Source organism: Veronia nyctiphanis, assembly GCF_004116385.1.
Classification (GTDB): domain Bacteria; phylum Pseudomonadota; class Gammaproteobacteria; order Enterobacterales; family Vibrionaceae; genus Veronia; species Veronia nyctiphanis.
In genome coordinates this window covers 157,825-172,403 of record NZ_PEIB01000003.1, presented here as the reverse complement: position 1 = coordinate 172,403, position 14,579 = coordinate 157,825, and the positions used below count along the sequence as shown (strand labels likewise).

The following is a 14,579-nucleotide window of genomic DNA, read 5'->3' as shown; positions in this document are numbered from 1 at the left end:
TGAGAGAAGTTTTTAGTATTGTGACCCCTGTTATATTTAGTTTATTAACTCCAGCTGTTTAAAGCGCTTATTCTCGTCTGCCGTTAACCGGAAACGACCTCGAATCCCACTGTGAGTAAGGAATGGGCGAAACTTTTCTGCAGGTAATTGAAGTGTATGACCAGCGTCTGTTTTAACAATAACTGTTGATGCTGCACCCGAATAATATTGCATATATTCGGCATAAGATATTCGTACTGTAAATAAATATGTTAATTTGTCCATATAATAAAAAGCCGCCATTTCTGACGGCTTTCTCTTTAATTTGCTTGATTACAAGATTACAAATATTTAATCAAACTTCCAGTGCTTTGTTCACTTTCTCGTACAAGTCTTTTGCTAGGTTTTCCATTTCAACCAAACGAGACAATTGCTTACGAATTAATTGCTGCCTTTCAGCATCGAAATATTTTAACTTCAATAACGGGTCAATTAAGCGTGACGCGACCTGCGGGTTAATTTCGTTTAGCTCAATAAGAATATCAGTCAGGAACTCATACCCTAAACCGTCTTTCGCATGGAAATGCACTGTGTTCTGTGCGAAGGCACCAATGAGGCTTCGTAGGCGATTTGGGTTTTTCAGGCTGAAAGATGGATGAGACATTTGTTTCTTCACATTTTCCAGTGCGCCTTCCATCGGGCTGGTGCCTTGCAGCATGAACCACTTGTCCATGACGAGACCATCCTGATGCCACTCATCGCTGAAGCTTTGCATCATTTGATCGCGAGATGGCAATTCAGCAATATTCGCGGCAGCTAACGCGGCAAAGGTATCTGTCATGTTGTCTGCTGAATCATACTGAGCGGCAACGATTTTCTCGCCACCCTCTGAGAGCGCGATATATGACAAACACACATTCTTGAGTGTTCTGTCTGCTGCCGCTGAATGCGTAAGCTCGTACTTGTCGGCCTTACACGCTTGATAAACCGCAACGAACTCGTCTGCCATCTCTTGAGCAAAAGTATTACGAATCGCAGCAACAACAATGTGTATAGCGTCAACATCAATCGTCGTGTACCAGCCGCCTACCTCATTTTCTGTTGGTAAATCCAGAACCTCAGCAATCAAGGCTCGGTCAAGTTCTTTGTTAAGCAGAACGCCACGGAATGCATCAACAACAGATTCTGGCAATGAGAACTCACCGCCTTGCTGAATACGAGACACATTCTCTTTGATGTGCTTACCAAGCAGCATCTGGCTAGCGTCCCAACGAGCGAACTCATTGCGTGCATAAACCATTAAGAATGCAAGCTCGTCATCCGAATAGTCATACTCCAAGTTCACTGGTGCAGAGAATTCTCTCAAGAGAGATACGACAGGTTTGTCATCAACATTATCGAAAACAAATACCTGCTCTTCAGCAGTTACTTGCAGTACATTATTTAGCGCTTCACCATTACGTTGTAACGCAACCACAGAGCCATCTGCGGCATAAAGCTCTACATCAAGAGGGATCAATAATGCTTGTTTCTTAGCTTGATCTGCAGTCGGTAAGGTTTTTTGGCTGACTGTCAGTGACAGCGTTTTAGCCTCAGCATCATAGTCACTCACAACCTTAAGAGTCGGCGTGCCGGACTGGCTGTACCACAGGCGGAACTGAGACAAATTGAAGCCAGACGCTTCTTCCATCGCTTGAACAAATTCATCACAAGTCGCTGCTGTGCCATCGTGGCGATCGAAGTAAAGCTCGATACCTTTCTGGAACGTTTCTTCACCCAGTAAGGTGTGCATCATTCGAATGACTTCACTGCCCTTCTCGTAGACTGTTACCGTATAGAAGTTATTCATTTCAATAACTTTCTCAGGTCTGATCGGGTGAGCCATCGGGCTTCTGTCTTCTGCGAACTGGGCACTTCTCATAATGCGAACGTTGCCAATTCGATTTACTGCGCGCGAACCCATGTCTGAAGAAAATTCCTGATCGCGGAAAACAGTCAAACCTTCTTTCAGGCTCAACTGGAACCAGTCGCGACAAGTAACTCGGTTACCACTCCAGTTATGGAAGTATTCGTGGCCGATAACACGCTCAATGCCGTGGTAGTCAGCATCAGTCGCAGTATCTGAGTTAGCCAGAACAAACTTGGAATTGAAAACATTAAGGCCTTTGTTCTCCATTGCACCCATGTTGAAGAAATCCACGGCCACAATCATGTAGATATCTAGGTCATACTCAAGGCCGAAACGGTCTTCATCCCACTTCATTGAGTTTTTCAGAGACAACATTGCGTAGTCCGCACGGTCAAGGTTGCCTTTATCAACAAAGATCTCTAGGGCGACTTCACGGCCACTTTTCGTTACGAATACGTCACTCAGGCAATCAAAATCACCGGCAACCAGGGCAAACAGATAACATGGCTTTGCAAATGGGTCTTCCCACTGTACCCAGTGTTTACCATTTTCCAGATCACCAGACCCGATTTTGTTTCCGTTACTCAATAGGTAAGGATATGCACCTTTGTCTGCAATCACTTTTGTCGTGAATTTTGCAAGTACATCTGGGCGGTCAAGGTAATAGGTGATGCGGCGGAAACCTTCAGCTTCACACTGCGTGCAGTATGCGCCGTCAGATTTATAAAGGCCTTCCAACGAGGTGTTTGCTTCTGGATTGATTTCCGTTTCAATCTCCAGCTCAAACGTTGCTGGTACACCACTAATAACCAGCTGAGTCTCTTCCACAGAGTAATTCGACCAACTCTTACCATCCACTTCAAGACGGACAAGTTTCATTCCCTCACCATCGAGCGTCAGCGTCTGAGCGCCATCAACATTCTGTTGAACTTTTGAACGGGCAATAACACGGGTTTCAGTGTCATTCAGATCAAAGGTTAAATCGATATGGGAGATAGTGAATGCTGGCGCGGTATAATCTTTGCGATACTTGGCCTGTGGTTGTTGCGTCATGTCTGTTTCCTTATGTGCATAACGATTGCCAAACCGGACAGGAAGACCCGATTGGCATAGAACTGGCTAATCTAGTTAATATCTCTGGATTAGCAACGATATACGACGATTTGAACAGAAATGACTGTGCAAATGCAAATATAAACACTGTTTGATAAGAAATTGTCAGGCACAGATCCTAGTCTGAGACATTAGCTCAAAATCACGCTTATCGGCAGTGTGTAGTATGAAGGCTACGTCGTTTCAAAAGACTATACGCGACAAAGAAGCCCGCGACATCACTGAGACATATAACGAAGCAGATTCAATGTAGCTTTGAGCAAAGTGCCTCATCTTGCGTTGCTGGTGTCGAAATATGTTACAGTGTAATAATAATTATCACGCCCTTGTAGACACTGTGTTGCTCTTTCATTGAATTAGGTTTAAGCAGGTTTTAATACCTTTTTTTAATTCAGTTTTTGACTAGCTAGGCATGCTAAAACATTGACGCTTTTGGGTTAATATCGTTAACTAATCCACCGCTATTGTTGCGGAAATTAAAAGAACTTAGTTGGTTACAAGGTCTCTTCAGGCATGCTTAAACCTATCATTACATCTCTACTCGATACCGATGCATACAAACTCAACATGCAACAGGCTATTTTCCATCACTACCGAGATGTTGAAGTATCTGCAGAATTTCATTGCCGATCAGGTGAAAGCCTCAGTCATTTGATGTCAGAGTTGGATAATGAGGTCGAAACATTATCGCAACTGAGGTTTACGAGTGACGAGCTAGCCTATTTGGACGGCATAGGCCATTATCAACAAGACTACTTAGAGTTCCTATCTGAATTTCAACTAAAAAAATCGAACATCGAAATATCGTCTTCAGACGGTCAACTAGCAGTGAAAATCACTGGGAAATGGATAGACGTTATTTTGTGGGAAGTCCCCCTTCTCGCAATCATTTGCGAACTACGCTGCCGTAAATCCTATCCTGAACTCAATGAAAGTGACGCTGTCACACATTTAAGTCGCAAACTTAGACATATTAAAGATAAAATAGGCTCAGAAGATAATAGCCAGGATTTCAAGGTTGTAGACTTTGGCACTCGCCGACGTTTTTCAAAATCAGTTCAGCACTCAATCGTTCAGTACTTGAAAGAAAATTGTCGCTTTTTTGTTGGGACATCGAATCTGTTACTAGCGAAAACATTCGACTTGCCTGCTGTCGGAACCCAAGCGCATGAATGGTTCCAGGCACATCAACAATTGGCAGGAGATTTAGCTGACTCACAGCAACTAGCATTGCACCGCTGGTTGCAGGAATACCCAAACAAACTTGGCATTGCGCTTACTGACTGTATCAATATGGATGCTTTTCTCAACGACTTCAATTCCCACCTATCAGAACAATTTTCCGGCTTGCGACATGATAGTGGCAACCCAATTTCCTGGGGAGAGAAAGCAATAAAACACTATGAGAGTATTGGCATCGACGCGCTGACTAAGGTTTTAGTCTTTTCAGACAGCCTAACTCTTGAAAAAGCATGGAAAATTTTCTGTCATTTTCAAGGTCGTATCAATACGTCTTTTGGTATAGGCACTCAGTTAACTTGTGATTTACCGGGCGTCCCTACACTGAATGTGGTTTTGAAGCTAACATCATGCAACGGAAAACCTGTTGCGAAAATATCGGATGAACCTGAGAAGTCGATTTGTCGCGACCAAAATTACCTCAACGATCTGAAGGTAGCTTTCAAGATAGTTTAAGCTGCATGTAAAAAAGGAGGGCTGATCCCCTCCTTTTCTCTTATAAACCTTTCCATTATCGAGCGACTTGTCGTCGCATCACAGCGCGCATACCGATTTTTTTGTCCGTTAATGTCAGCGTATCTTCAACTAGCTTATATGTTGAGTATTGCTGACCGCTTTTGTACACAAGTACAAGAATATCATTTTCTAAGAAGTAAACACCCCTGTGTGATACCGAATTGCCGTCACTATCTGACACTTTCGATGCAAAAAGAAAGTCAGGCTGTAGCCTAAGAGAGAGTTTACTGACCTTGCTGTCTACATCCATGCCAGTGATTTTCACAGAATGCCATGTACCACTCAGGTCTTCTCTGAGTAATTTTGTAAACTGTAAGCCTTGAAGGAGGAGTTGGTTATGGTTGAGCCTATATGGGTGTTGCTGCTTACCACCTTGATCGTCTTCTAGAACCAAAGCGTTATCATCCATGTTGTACGTACCCTTTGCCTCTTCTACTTCCCCGGACCGTTTTAGCAGTTTTACCTTAAACGTATATTCCGACGTGAATGACAAGCTGATGGCTTTGTATTCGCCACGTTCACTTACCGGCGCTTCTTGCTCAGGGCTAAACCAATACCATTCCCCTACCAACAACGGATAATCAAACTCTGACAACCTGTCTGCGTAAGAGGCCGGAATCAAAAAACAAAACAATAAAACTGAAATAATTAATCGCATCTCTACCTACCATTTTTTATATACTTTCTAAAAGTTTAGACGCATATCCCATAAAATCAGGCAATAGGGAGCCAATTACGATTATTTTTTTGATCGAATTTTCTTTTAGTTTCAGTAAATTATAAAAAAACGGGCCATAAGGCCCGTTTTGGTTTCAACTGGAATGAGTTTTTACGATTTCAGTAATTTGCCGTACTCAAGAGTAATTTCGACAGCTTCGTTTAGGTAAGCGTCAGGCTCTTCATAATCATTTGGAACATCGTCCAACGACTTAAATATTTCTTCACCCTTTTCTTTCTGGCGAGCATTAAGACGTGCTAAACGTTCTGTCTCAGCCTCATTTCGCTCCGCAATACGCTCTTTCTCAACAAGCGACAGTTGGTTATTGTCTTTATCTTTTTTGAAGGTTTCGATGTCCTCAAAGATAAAACTAAACTCCATATCACTACTGATGCGTTTTTGATGCCTAAGCGTTAGCTTATCAACTAATGGCGTAACGTCCCCGACTTTACTGTAAGCCGCTGGATCTATGCTGTCCCAAGGCAATGCGTTATCTTCAACACTTTCGCCAGTTTCTTCCGGATCGACTGGCGACGGGAAAGAAATATCAGGAATAACGCCTAAGTGCTGAGTACTCCCTCCATCGATTCTGTAGAACTTCTGGATCGTGTATTGAATATGCCCTACTGGCTTATCAAATAAGTCATAGATCTTGTTAAGTGACTTATGCTGCTGAACCGTACCTTTCCCGAAAGACTGCTCACCAACAATTAATGCACGACCGTAATCCTGCAATGCGGCAGCAAATATCTCGGATGCAGACGCGCTGTAGCGATTTATCATCACAGTCAGAGGTCCGTCGTAGAAAATCCGGTTATCATTATCAGTGTTGACTCGGACCCTACCATAACTGTCTCTGACCTGAACGATCGGGCCATTTTTAACGAACAGTCCAGTGAGAGTTGTGGCCTCACTTAACGCGCCACCACCATTGTTTCGGAGATCAATGATAATGCCTTTGACATCTTGTTCGTTGAGGCTCTGTATTTCTTTCTTGGAGTCTTCTGTCAAACCAACATAGAAACTTGGTACGGTAAGCAATCCAATCTTTTCGCCATCTTTCTCAATGACTTCAGATTTCACCGCGCGATCTTCCAATCGAATCTTGTCGCGAACGATAGTCACTTTGAAACTTTTGGCATTCGAACCATCAGGCAGTATCTCAAGTTTAACTTTGCTGCCTTTCGGGCCTTTGATGAGCTGAACTACGTCGTCAAGGCGCCATCCGATAACATCAATAACATTACTGTTTTCCTGCGCCACGCCAATAATTCGATCTCCGGGAGAGAGTTTTTTGGACTTAGAGGCTGGCCCACCAGCGACCAGCGAACGAATCACTGTATAATCATCTTCCAACTGGAGCACCGCACCAATACCTTCAAGCGAAAGATTCATTTCAGATTGGAATTGTTCAGCGTTACGCGGTGACAAATAGCTAGTATGCGGGTCGACTTCTCTTGCGAAAGCGTTTAGATATACCTGAAAAACATCTTCACTCTTGGTCTGTGTAAGCCGCTTCAGCGCATTGTTATAGCGTTTTTCGAGAGTAGAACGTATATCATCCCAGTCCTTACCCGCAAGTTTAAGGTTCAAGGCATCGCTTTTGACACGAAGACGCCAAAGCTCGTCGAGAGCACGATCGTCCTTCGCCCACTCAGCTTCACTTCGATCGACTTCCATACTTTCTTTGCTGTCGAAGGTAATTTCCTTGTCAAGCAAGCTCAGTGCGAATTCATAGCGTTCGAAGCGCTTTTTGAGGACAGTATTGAAGATACTATACGCTGCAGATGTATCACCCGCTTTCAATTGGTTATCAAGTTTCGTTCGCCACTTATCCAGTTTGTTGACATCTTTCTGCGTCAAGAAAAGGCGGTTATAGTCCAGCGACTGCAGATAACGGTCAAACATCTCGGACGAAAATTTGTCGTCAAGAGAAAAACGCTTGTAATGAGACTCTGTAAACTTAGACGTTGTTCTGATGGTTGCAGTTTTATGTTGGGGTTCAGACGTTAAGTTAGGTAACTCCTCAGAGCTGAACTTCGCGTCCAATGCGAGAGCGGGAACTGCCAGCAGCATGCTGGCAGCAATCGCGGTAAAGCGGAATCGACAAATCATACGTGGATAAGTCTCCTTTATGAACAGAGGTGCTCCGCTTTCACTAACATGGTCAAGCCATTGTTCAAACGTACACGAACCTCGTCCTTATTAATCTCAACAATCGTAGCAGGCATGTTTCCATTGCCCATGTTGACGTTAACGTCTTTACCTACGATAACCTCATCAGCTTTCAGCGCACGACGTGGCTGTACTGGTTTCTGTTTAACTTTAGTATTTTTTGGTTTGTTTGCTTTAGGTTTTTGGCCGTTACCTATTGATTTTTGTTGTTTAAATGCTTTTTTTGATTTGTCGTCAGCATTTTTTTCTGCTTGTTGCTGTTTACGACGTTCAGCAACGCGAGCTTTGCTTTCAGCAAGCTCTTTTTGAGCATGTTCTACGTGTTCTTGCTCAAGTTCACCACAGCTATTGCCATCAAGGTCAACACGAGACGCTCCAGGCTTAACACCGTGGAGGTAACGCCAGGAAGAAGTGTACTGTCTTAAAGCCGCACGAAGTTGCGTTTTGCTCACTTTTGGATCTTCGCCCAAGCGCTCTGCCAAATCTTGAAAGATACCAATTTTTAGTGGACGAGCTTCGCCTTCGATAGTGAAACATTTCGGGAACAGCTCAGCAATGTACGCGATAACTTGTTTACTGCTAGCCAGTTTTTCAGTCTTTTCCATTTTTCTTCCTGTCTCGTCGGATAATGTTCGACAAGCGCTATTCGTTTAACAATAAAAGTGGGCGCTATTATAAAGACCTGTTACTGAAAAACCACTCTCTGTGCGGAAATCAAAGATGTTTTTGCAACTCATTTACCAACATTTCTAAACCCTGCGCATCTTCTTTATCAAATCGTCCAATTTGTGGGCTGTCTATATCAAGTACGCCGATACAGACATTATCTACCATCAGAGGAAGAACGATTTCAGAATTGCTAGCGGCATCACAAGCAATGTGACCCGGATACGCGTGAACATCTTCAACCAACACCGTTTTTTGTTTTTCAAACGAGGTGCCACAAACGCCCTTTCCGATACCAATTCGAACACAGGCTGGTTTCCCTTGAAAAGGACCAAGAACAAGCTGCTCAGACTCACTTTCGAAAAGATAGAAGCCTGCCCAGTTAATTAGCGCTAGTTCCTGAAACAATAACGCACTGACATTGGACAAATTGGCAATTCGATTACTCTCATCTTCGATAAGTGCGATCATTTGGCGGGTGAGAAGTGCATAAAAGTCAGGTTTATTATTCATGAAGAACTGCATCCTTGCTGTTAATCGCATTACAATAGGGATATTAGACTTTGGAATCAACTATTGGAAAAACATATAGATGCTAAATTGGCGCTGGCTGGTAGAACAGGCTAAAACCCATAAAAAACGACTGGTTATCGCAAATATTGTTGCCGTATTGGCAACATTGGTAAATGTCCCTATCCCTCTATTGATGCCACTGATGGTCGATGAGGTTTTACTAGATGATCCTGGGCAAGGTATCAAGATACTCAACAACATACTGCCTGAAGCATGGCAAAATCCAACGGGTTACATTCTGCTTGTGCTTGGTTTGGTCGTGCTTATGCGTGCCGTCGCTCAAGCACTTAACATTTATCAAAGCAGGCAATTTACGCTCGCAGCAAAGTCTATCACCTACTCCATCAGATTGAAGTTAATCGACAAGCTCGGCTTGATAAGCATGAGAGAGTATGAAGTCAGAGGCAGTGGCGGAATAAGCTCACATCTGGTCACGGATGTCGAAACCATCGATAGCTTTATCGGCTCCACTCTGAGTAAATTCATAGTTGGCCTTCTTACCATTACGGGCACGGCCATCATTTTATTGTGGCTTGATTGGCGACTCGGGCTATTTATTTTATTGGTTAACCCTATCGTTGTTGCGCTAAGTCGAGCTCTGGGTTCTCGAGTAAAAGATCTCAAGAAACGCGAGAATCAGGCATTTGAAAAGTTTCAACAACGTCTTGTTGACACGCTGGATGGCCTCTATCAATTGCGAGCAGCAAACCGAGAAAGAGAATATCTGGCGAAACTGAAAGACAGCGCTGAAGCCATCAGACACAACGCCGACAAATATGCTTGGCAATCTGAAGCGGCCAGCAGGCTTTCTTTCCTTATGTTTCTTATTGGCTTCGAGCTTTTCAGAGCCATGGCCATGTTAATGGTGGTGTTCAGCGACCTGACGATTGGACAGATGTTCGCCGTCTTCGGTTATCTTTGGTTTATGCTAAGCCCAGTACAAGAACTACTCGGTATTCAATTCGCATGGTTTAGCGCTAAAGCGGCCATGCAGCGTTTGAATAACTTACTAGAGATCGATGAGGAACCACGTAACTCTGATGGATTGAATCCGTTCAACAGCAAGAGGCAGTTTGATGTTACTGTCGAGAACTTAACTTTCTCTTATGACGAGGATAAGAAAGTACTGAACGGACTAAGCCTTCATATAGCTGCGGGTAAGCGCATTGCGTTGGTCGGAGCCAGCGGAGGAGGAAAATCGACGCTCATTCAGCTTCTTTTAGGCCTCTATCAGAAAGACAGTGGCGACATACGTTTCAACAACACTGCTATCGAGGATATCAACTTCGAAGAAGCGAGAAGCCGCGTCGCGGTGGTACTTCAACAACCCATGTTGTTTAACGATACACTTCGAAACAATTTATCACTCGGAAGAGCATACGCTGATGACCAACTCTGGCATGCTTTAGAGATTGCTCAGCTTCAAGACGTCACTGACAAGCTGACTAATGGACTAGACACACCGATTGGTAGGCAAGGTATACGCCTTTCTGGCGGGCAGCGACAACGTTTAGCGATCGCGAGGATGATTCTTACAGACCCGGATTTCGTCATTCTCGATGAAGCAACCTCGGCACTGGATACTGCAACAGAGGCTGCATTACACCATGCTTTAAAAACATTCCTCTCAGGCAGGACAACACTGATTGTTGCCCACCGCCTATCTGCGGTAAAACAAGCAGATTTGATTTATGTGCTTGAAGATGGTGAAGTTAGTCAGCAGGGAACGCATATTGACCTAGTAAATAAAGATGGGCTCTATCAAACACTTTACGGAAGCGCTCAAAGTCCTGAAGACGGACCTCTCGCCAAACAAAGGTAACTAAAAAACCATGCATGTCTTTCGTTGTAATGGCTGCGATTCAATGATGGAAGTCGTCCACGTTTCACGTGGACATGTTGCTTGTTGCCCGGGGTGTGGAACCAGACTGATTAAGGGAACATCTCTTTCCTTTTCCGGAGAGCTTGCTCTCGCATTCACTGCCCTCCTATTGTTCATCCCTGCACATGCATTCCCTTTAATCGACATTAATTTGTTAGCGGTGAATATATCAGCAACAGCGATTCAAGGGGCTGTTGAGCTTTTTGATAGTTTCCCATTCATCAGTGCTCTGGTTATCTACACAACGTTGATTGCTCCTCTTGTTTATCTGCTCTCTGTGATTGGGGCTAACCTTTCCGTTATGGCCAGAAATCGTAAATGGCTACTCAGGTTTACCCGTGTCATTCACTTTTGCCGTCACTGGGTAATGATCGATGTGATGCTGGTGAGCTTGTTAATTGCAGGCTTCAAGCTGAGAGATTTTGCGGATGTCTCCCCGGGTATTGGTCTCGCGTGTCTTGTCGCATTGCAAATTTTTGTCGCTATCCTTTTGTCTCGGGTGACCCCAAAACGCTATTGGGATCATTTGTCTGACTTAACACATGATGGCGACTATGCCATTAATACAGAAACATCTGACAATACGGTTGGCTGTCTTCATTGCAAAGCAGTTCAACCGGTAGGCGAAACTCACTGCCGACGTTGCAACAGTAAAATACATCGTCGAATTGACCAAAGCCTGCAAAAAACGTGGGCAAGTTTGCTGGCGGCGACTGCTTTCATGATTCCTGCCAATATTTTTACCATTTCGGTACTGATCACCAATGGTCAGAGGCTCGAAGACACCATTATATCCGGTGTGGCTGGACTGATTAACCAAGGAATGATTGGCATTGCCATCATTATTTTTACAGCGAGTATTCTCGTTCCGGCATTAAAGATATTTGCACTTTACTACCTACTCATATGTATTCACATCGGTAGACTGACAGGCCAACGGCACAGGATGACACTATATCGTTTCGTAAAATGGATAGGTAAATGGTCAATGGTTGATTTATGCGTTATTGCAATAATGGTTTCACTGGTTGACCGTGGCCAAATTCTCGATTTCACACCTGGGCCCGGTGCAATCGCATTTGGCTTAGTGGTTGTCCTCACTATGATTTCAGCAGACGCGCTTGACTCTCGATTAATATGGGAAAAATATGAGCGATAATAAAAACATAAATAAGCCCGAAATAAAAAAAGATCGGGCTATTTCTCCATTATGGCTATTTACCCTTATTGCCTTTCTTCTATCAGGGTGGCTTCTTTTTAAAACGGTCAACGAAGCGGGCCAGAGAATTCAGATATACTTCAGCAATGCTCAAGGGATTGAAGCGGGAAGGACGACAATACGTTACAACGGCCTTGAGGTAGGTACTGTCCGTAAAATCAATCTCTCCGAGGATTTAAGCAGCATATTTGTAGACGCAGATATCTATCCTGAAGCCGCAGTACTTTTGGGTCAAAACACTGCTTTTTGGTTAGTCAAACCAACAGCTTCGTTGGCCGGAATAAGTGGCTTAGATGCTCTGGTATCAGGCAACTATATTGCGATTCAACCCGGCTCGGGTGAGCGTGACAATATGATCTTTACTGCGCTGGAAGACGCGCCCACTGACGCGCTGACACAAGCAGGCCTTCATCTCAAACTCACCTCTGACGACTTGGGATCATTATCAGTCGGCTCACAGGTTTATTACAAAAAAATCCCAGTTGGTGAGGTTTATGATTATCGCTTGAGCCCCGACAACCAAAAAGTGGTCCTTTCTTTGCTGATCAATCCTGAATATTCTGGGCTTGTAAATACATCGACACGCTTTTGGAATGTTAGTGGCGTGCGAGCTCGGTTAGGTCCAACTGGCGTTGACGTTCAGCTCCAAAACCTCGGGGCATTAGTCGCTGGAGGTATCGCTTTTGACTCCCCACCCAGTAATTCTGCCGCAGACGACTTCACGAAATATCCGCTTTTTCGAGATATAAATCATGCTGAACGCGGCATTCATATCAATATTAAACTCCCCCTCGATCATGGCATTACCGATCCTCATTCAGCCATATTGTTTGAAGGGATGGAAGTTGGGCGTCTGTCTGACATCGCATTGGACGATGATCGTCAGGGAATGACAGCAACAGCATCTATCGATCCATCAATGAAATGGTTGCTTACCGATAAATCCGAAATGATTATCGAAAAGCCACAGTTAGGACTGGACGGCCTCAAAAACGTCGCTAACTTTGTCTTCGGGGACTTTCTCACGATACACCCCAAAGAAGGTGAACCTACCGTCGACTTTACCGCACGTACTCAGAGACAGCACATAGCAATGGACCCTGATTCTTTGCGTGTCACTGTTGAAGCAGATAATGCATGGGGAATCGGTGAGAACACCAAAGTACTGCACCGTGGTGTCCAAGTCGGCTTTGTTGACGATGTTAAATTACAAAATGGAAAGGTAGAGCTTTCTCTTGTTGTCGAAAAAGAATTTAAGCATCTGGTTAAGTCCGCATCTCGCTTCTTTATGGTGGGAGGAATAACGGGTCAACTGAGTGACGACGGTATTGAGGTTATTGTCCCTGCAGTTTCACAAATCGCGGACCCCGCGATTAGCTTTACTAGCGAGGGGAAAAAAGACATATCGAAGTCATATAACCTTTATAAGTCAGAGATCAGTGCTCGAAACGCTAAAGAGGCGCAAAAAGGCGTACAAATTTACACATTGCTTGCCGATGAGCTCCCTTCTATGTCGGTCGGCGCTCCTGTGCTACACAAAAACTTTTCGGTTGGAACAATTGATAGTTTCCGTCTTCGTAAAGGAAAGGCAGAGATCAAGCTTAAAATCGAGAATAGCTTCAGCCACTTAATTACAAAAGAAACCGTGTTTTGGAGCCAGTCAGGCGTTCAAGTTGAAGCCAGCCTTAACAATGGTTTGATAGTTAACACCGGCTCCGTCAAATCTATTGTTAGTGGAGGTATTTCGTTCGGCACCCTAAAAGGGGTTCAGAACAAACGCGAAGGAAAATGGAAACTGTATAACAGCCTGAAAGACGCAGAAAATTACGGTATTGATATCAGCCTGACGACAAAAGCGACTGACGGCCTATCCAAAGGGTCAAAGATACGTTTTCAGGGTATTGATGTTGGCGAAATCACCGCCATGATGCCCGTTTTTGATAAAAATAAAATTATCGTATCAGCAAGAATATACCCACCTTATTCTGCAGTAATATCGAGGTCTGACAGTTACTTTTGGCGGGTTAAGCCATCAATCAGTCTATCTGGCGCGAAAAACCTAGATACTATACTTATCCCGTATATTTCAGTGAATCCGGGTAAAGGAAAAATTACGCAATCATTTGCACTACATGATAACCCTAAAGATCTGAAAAGTTTCATAATTTATCTGGAAAGCGAGTCAAAAGGCTCTGTCAAAGTAGGCACACCGTTGCTTTTCAGAGAGATGGAAGTTGGCCATGTTTCCGGCATTGATTTGGGTCGATTTTCGGACAGAGTTATCATAAAAGCGAACATAGATAATAAATATCGCTATTTAGTAAGGAAAAATACAATCTTCTGGAATTCCTCGGGTCTCGATGTTTCTATAGGCCTAACCGGGGCACAAATAAAGTCGGGTACGGTGGAAAGTATAATTAAAGGAGGTATAGCATTTGCTATACCTGAAGAGACGCCACTAAAAGAGCTTGCAGAGAATGGGCAACACTTTTTGCTCAATGCAGAGCCAAAACCCGAGTGGAGAAAGTGGCGCACAGCGATTCCCGGGTTTTAATCGTTGCTGCGCTGCACTAGTGCAGGAACGATGACA

The 14,579-nt window shown here is 43.9% G+C and carries 10 protein-coding genes; 4 read left to right on the top strand and 6 right to left on the bottom strand.

The window, feature by feature from the left end; translation table 11 throughout:
* Positions 1-36: 36 nt before the first annotated feature.
* Both CS022_RS04350 and pepN read right to left on the bottom strand, forming a co-directional pair.
* The gene (locus tag CS022_RS04350) at positions 37-264 is read right to left on the bottom strand and encodes a DUF2835 domain-containing protein (RefSeq protein WP_129121354.1); all 228 of its coding nucleotides are present in this window, start codon (positions 262-264) and stop codon (positions 37-39) included.
* Positions 265-334: 70 nt separating this feature from the next.
* Positions 335-2,941, bottom strand: a complete 2,607-nt coding sequence (gene pepN / locus CS022_RS04345; protein ID WP_129121259.1) for an aminopeptidase N — start codon at positions 2,939-2,941, stop codon at positions 335-337.
* Between the two features lie 573 nt (positions 2,942-3,514).
* On the opposite strand from pepN, the gene pncB reads away from it, so the two are divergent.
* Entirely contained in the window at positions 3,515-4,696 is a 1,182-nt protein-coding gene (gene pncB, locus CS022_RS04340) for a nicotinate phosphoribosyltransferase (protein ID WP_129121258.1), read from the top strand.
* Between the two features lie 55 nt (positions 4,697-4,751).
* On the opposite strand, the gene CS022_RS04335 is transcribed toward pncB, so the two are convergent.
* The 4 genes from CS022_RS04335 to CS022_RS04320 form a co-directional block, all read right to left on the bottom strand.
* Positions 4,752-5,414: a hypothetical protein gene (locus tag CS022_RS04335; RefSeq protein WP_129121257.1), complete on the bottom strand. Its 663-nt coding sequence runs from the start codon at positions 5,412-5,414 to the stop codon at positions 4,752-4,754.
* A gap of 171 nt (positions 5,415-5,585) precedes the next feature.
* The gene (prc, locus tag CS022_RS04330; RefSeq protein ID WP_129121256.1) at positions 5,586-7,589 is read right to left on the bottom strand and encodes a carboxy terminal-processing peptidase; all 2,004 of its coding nucleotides are present in this window, start codon (positions 7,587-7,589) and stop codon (positions 5,586-5,588) included.
* Between the two features lie 17 nt (positions 7,590-7,606).
* On the bottom strand, positions 7,607-8,254 hold the full coding sequence (gene proQ, locus CS022_RS04325; RefSeq protein WP_129121255.1) for an RNA chaperone ProQ: 648 nt from the start codon (positions 8,252-8,254) through the stop codon (positions 7,607-7,609).
* Between the two features lie 109 nt (positions 8,255-8,363).
* On the bottom strand, positions 8,364-8,828 hold the full coding sequence (locus tag CS022_RS04320; protein ID WP_129121254.1) for a GAF domain-containing protein: 465 nt from the start codon (positions 8,826-8,828) through the stop codon (positions 8,364-8,366).
* A 79-nt stretch (positions 8,829-8,907) separates the two neighbouring features.
* On the opposite strand from CS022_RS04320, the gene CS022_RS04315 reads away from it, so the two are divergent.
* From CS022_RS04315 to CS022_RS04305, 3 genes are read left to right on the top strand one after another with little or no spacing between them, the layout of a single operon-like run.
* Positions 8,908-10,710, top strand: coding sequence for an ABC transporter ATP-binding protein (locus CS022_RS04315; RefSeq protein ID WP_129121253.1), 1,803 nt, complete (start codon positions 8,908-8,910; stop codon positions 10,708-10,710).
* 10 nt (positions 10,711-10,720) lie between these two features.
* Positions 10,721-11,929 carry a paraquat-inducible protein A gene (locus tag CS022_RS04310; protein WP_129121252.1) on the top strand — a complete coding sequence of 403 codons (1,209 nt, stop codon included), beginning with the start codon at positions 10,721-10,723 and terminating at the stop codon, positions 11,927-11,929.
* Positions 11,919-14,543 carry an MlaD family protein gene (locus CS022_RS04305; RefSeq protein ID WP_129121251.1) on the top strand — a complete coding sequence of 875 codons (2,625 nt, stop codon included), beginning with the start codon at positions 11,919-11,921 and terminating at the stop codon, positions 14,541-14,543. Before CS022_RS04310 ends, CS022_RS04305 begins: the two co-directional genes overlap by 11 nt.
* The last annotated feature ends 36 nt before the right edge of the window (positions 14,544-14,579 follow it).

What these genes read in the sequence shown, in the direction of transcription:
- CS022_RS04350 (WP_129121354.1), bottom strand. Translation starts at nt 264, where the DNA reads ATGGACAAATTAACATATTTATTTACAGTACGAATATCTTATGCCGAA.
- pepN (WP_129121259.1), bottom strand. Translation starts at nt 2,941, where the DNA reads ATGACGCAACAACCACAGGCCAAGTATCGCAAAGATTATACCGCGCCA.
- pncB (WP_129121258.1), top strand. Translation starts at nt 3,515, where the DNA reads ATGCTTAAACCTATCATTACATCTCTACTCGATACCGATGCATACAAA.
- CS022_RS04335 (WP_129121257.1), bottom strand. Translation starts at nt 5,414, where the DNA reads ATGCGATTAATTATTTCAGTTTTATTGTTTTGTTTTTTGATTCCGGCC.
- prc (WP_129121256.1), bottom strand. Translation starts at nt 7,589, where the DNA reads ATGATTTGTCGATTCCGCTTTACCGCGATTGCTGCCAGCATGCTGCTG.
- proQ (WP_129121255.1), bottom strand. Translation starts at nt 8,254, where the DNA reads ATGGAAAAGACTGAAAAACTGGCTAGCAGTAAACAAGTTATCGCGTAC.
- CS022_RS04320 (WP_129121254.1), bottom strand. Translation starts at nt 8,828, where the DNA reads ATGAATAATAAACCTGACTTTTATGCACTTCTCACCCGCCAAATGATC.
- CS022_RS04315 (WP_129121253.1), top strand. Translation starts at nt 8,908, where the DNA reads ATGCTAAATTGGCGCTGGCTGGTAGAACAGGCTAAAACCCATAAAAAA.
- CS022_RS04310 (WP_129121252.1), top strand. Translation starts at nt 10,721, where the DNA reads ATGCATGTCTTTCGTTGTAATGGCTGCGATTCAATGATGGAAGTCGTC.
- CS022_RS04305 (WP_129121251.1), top strand. Translation starts at nt 11,919, where the DNA reads ATGAGCGATAATAAAAACATAAATAAGCCCGAAATAAAAAAAGATCGG.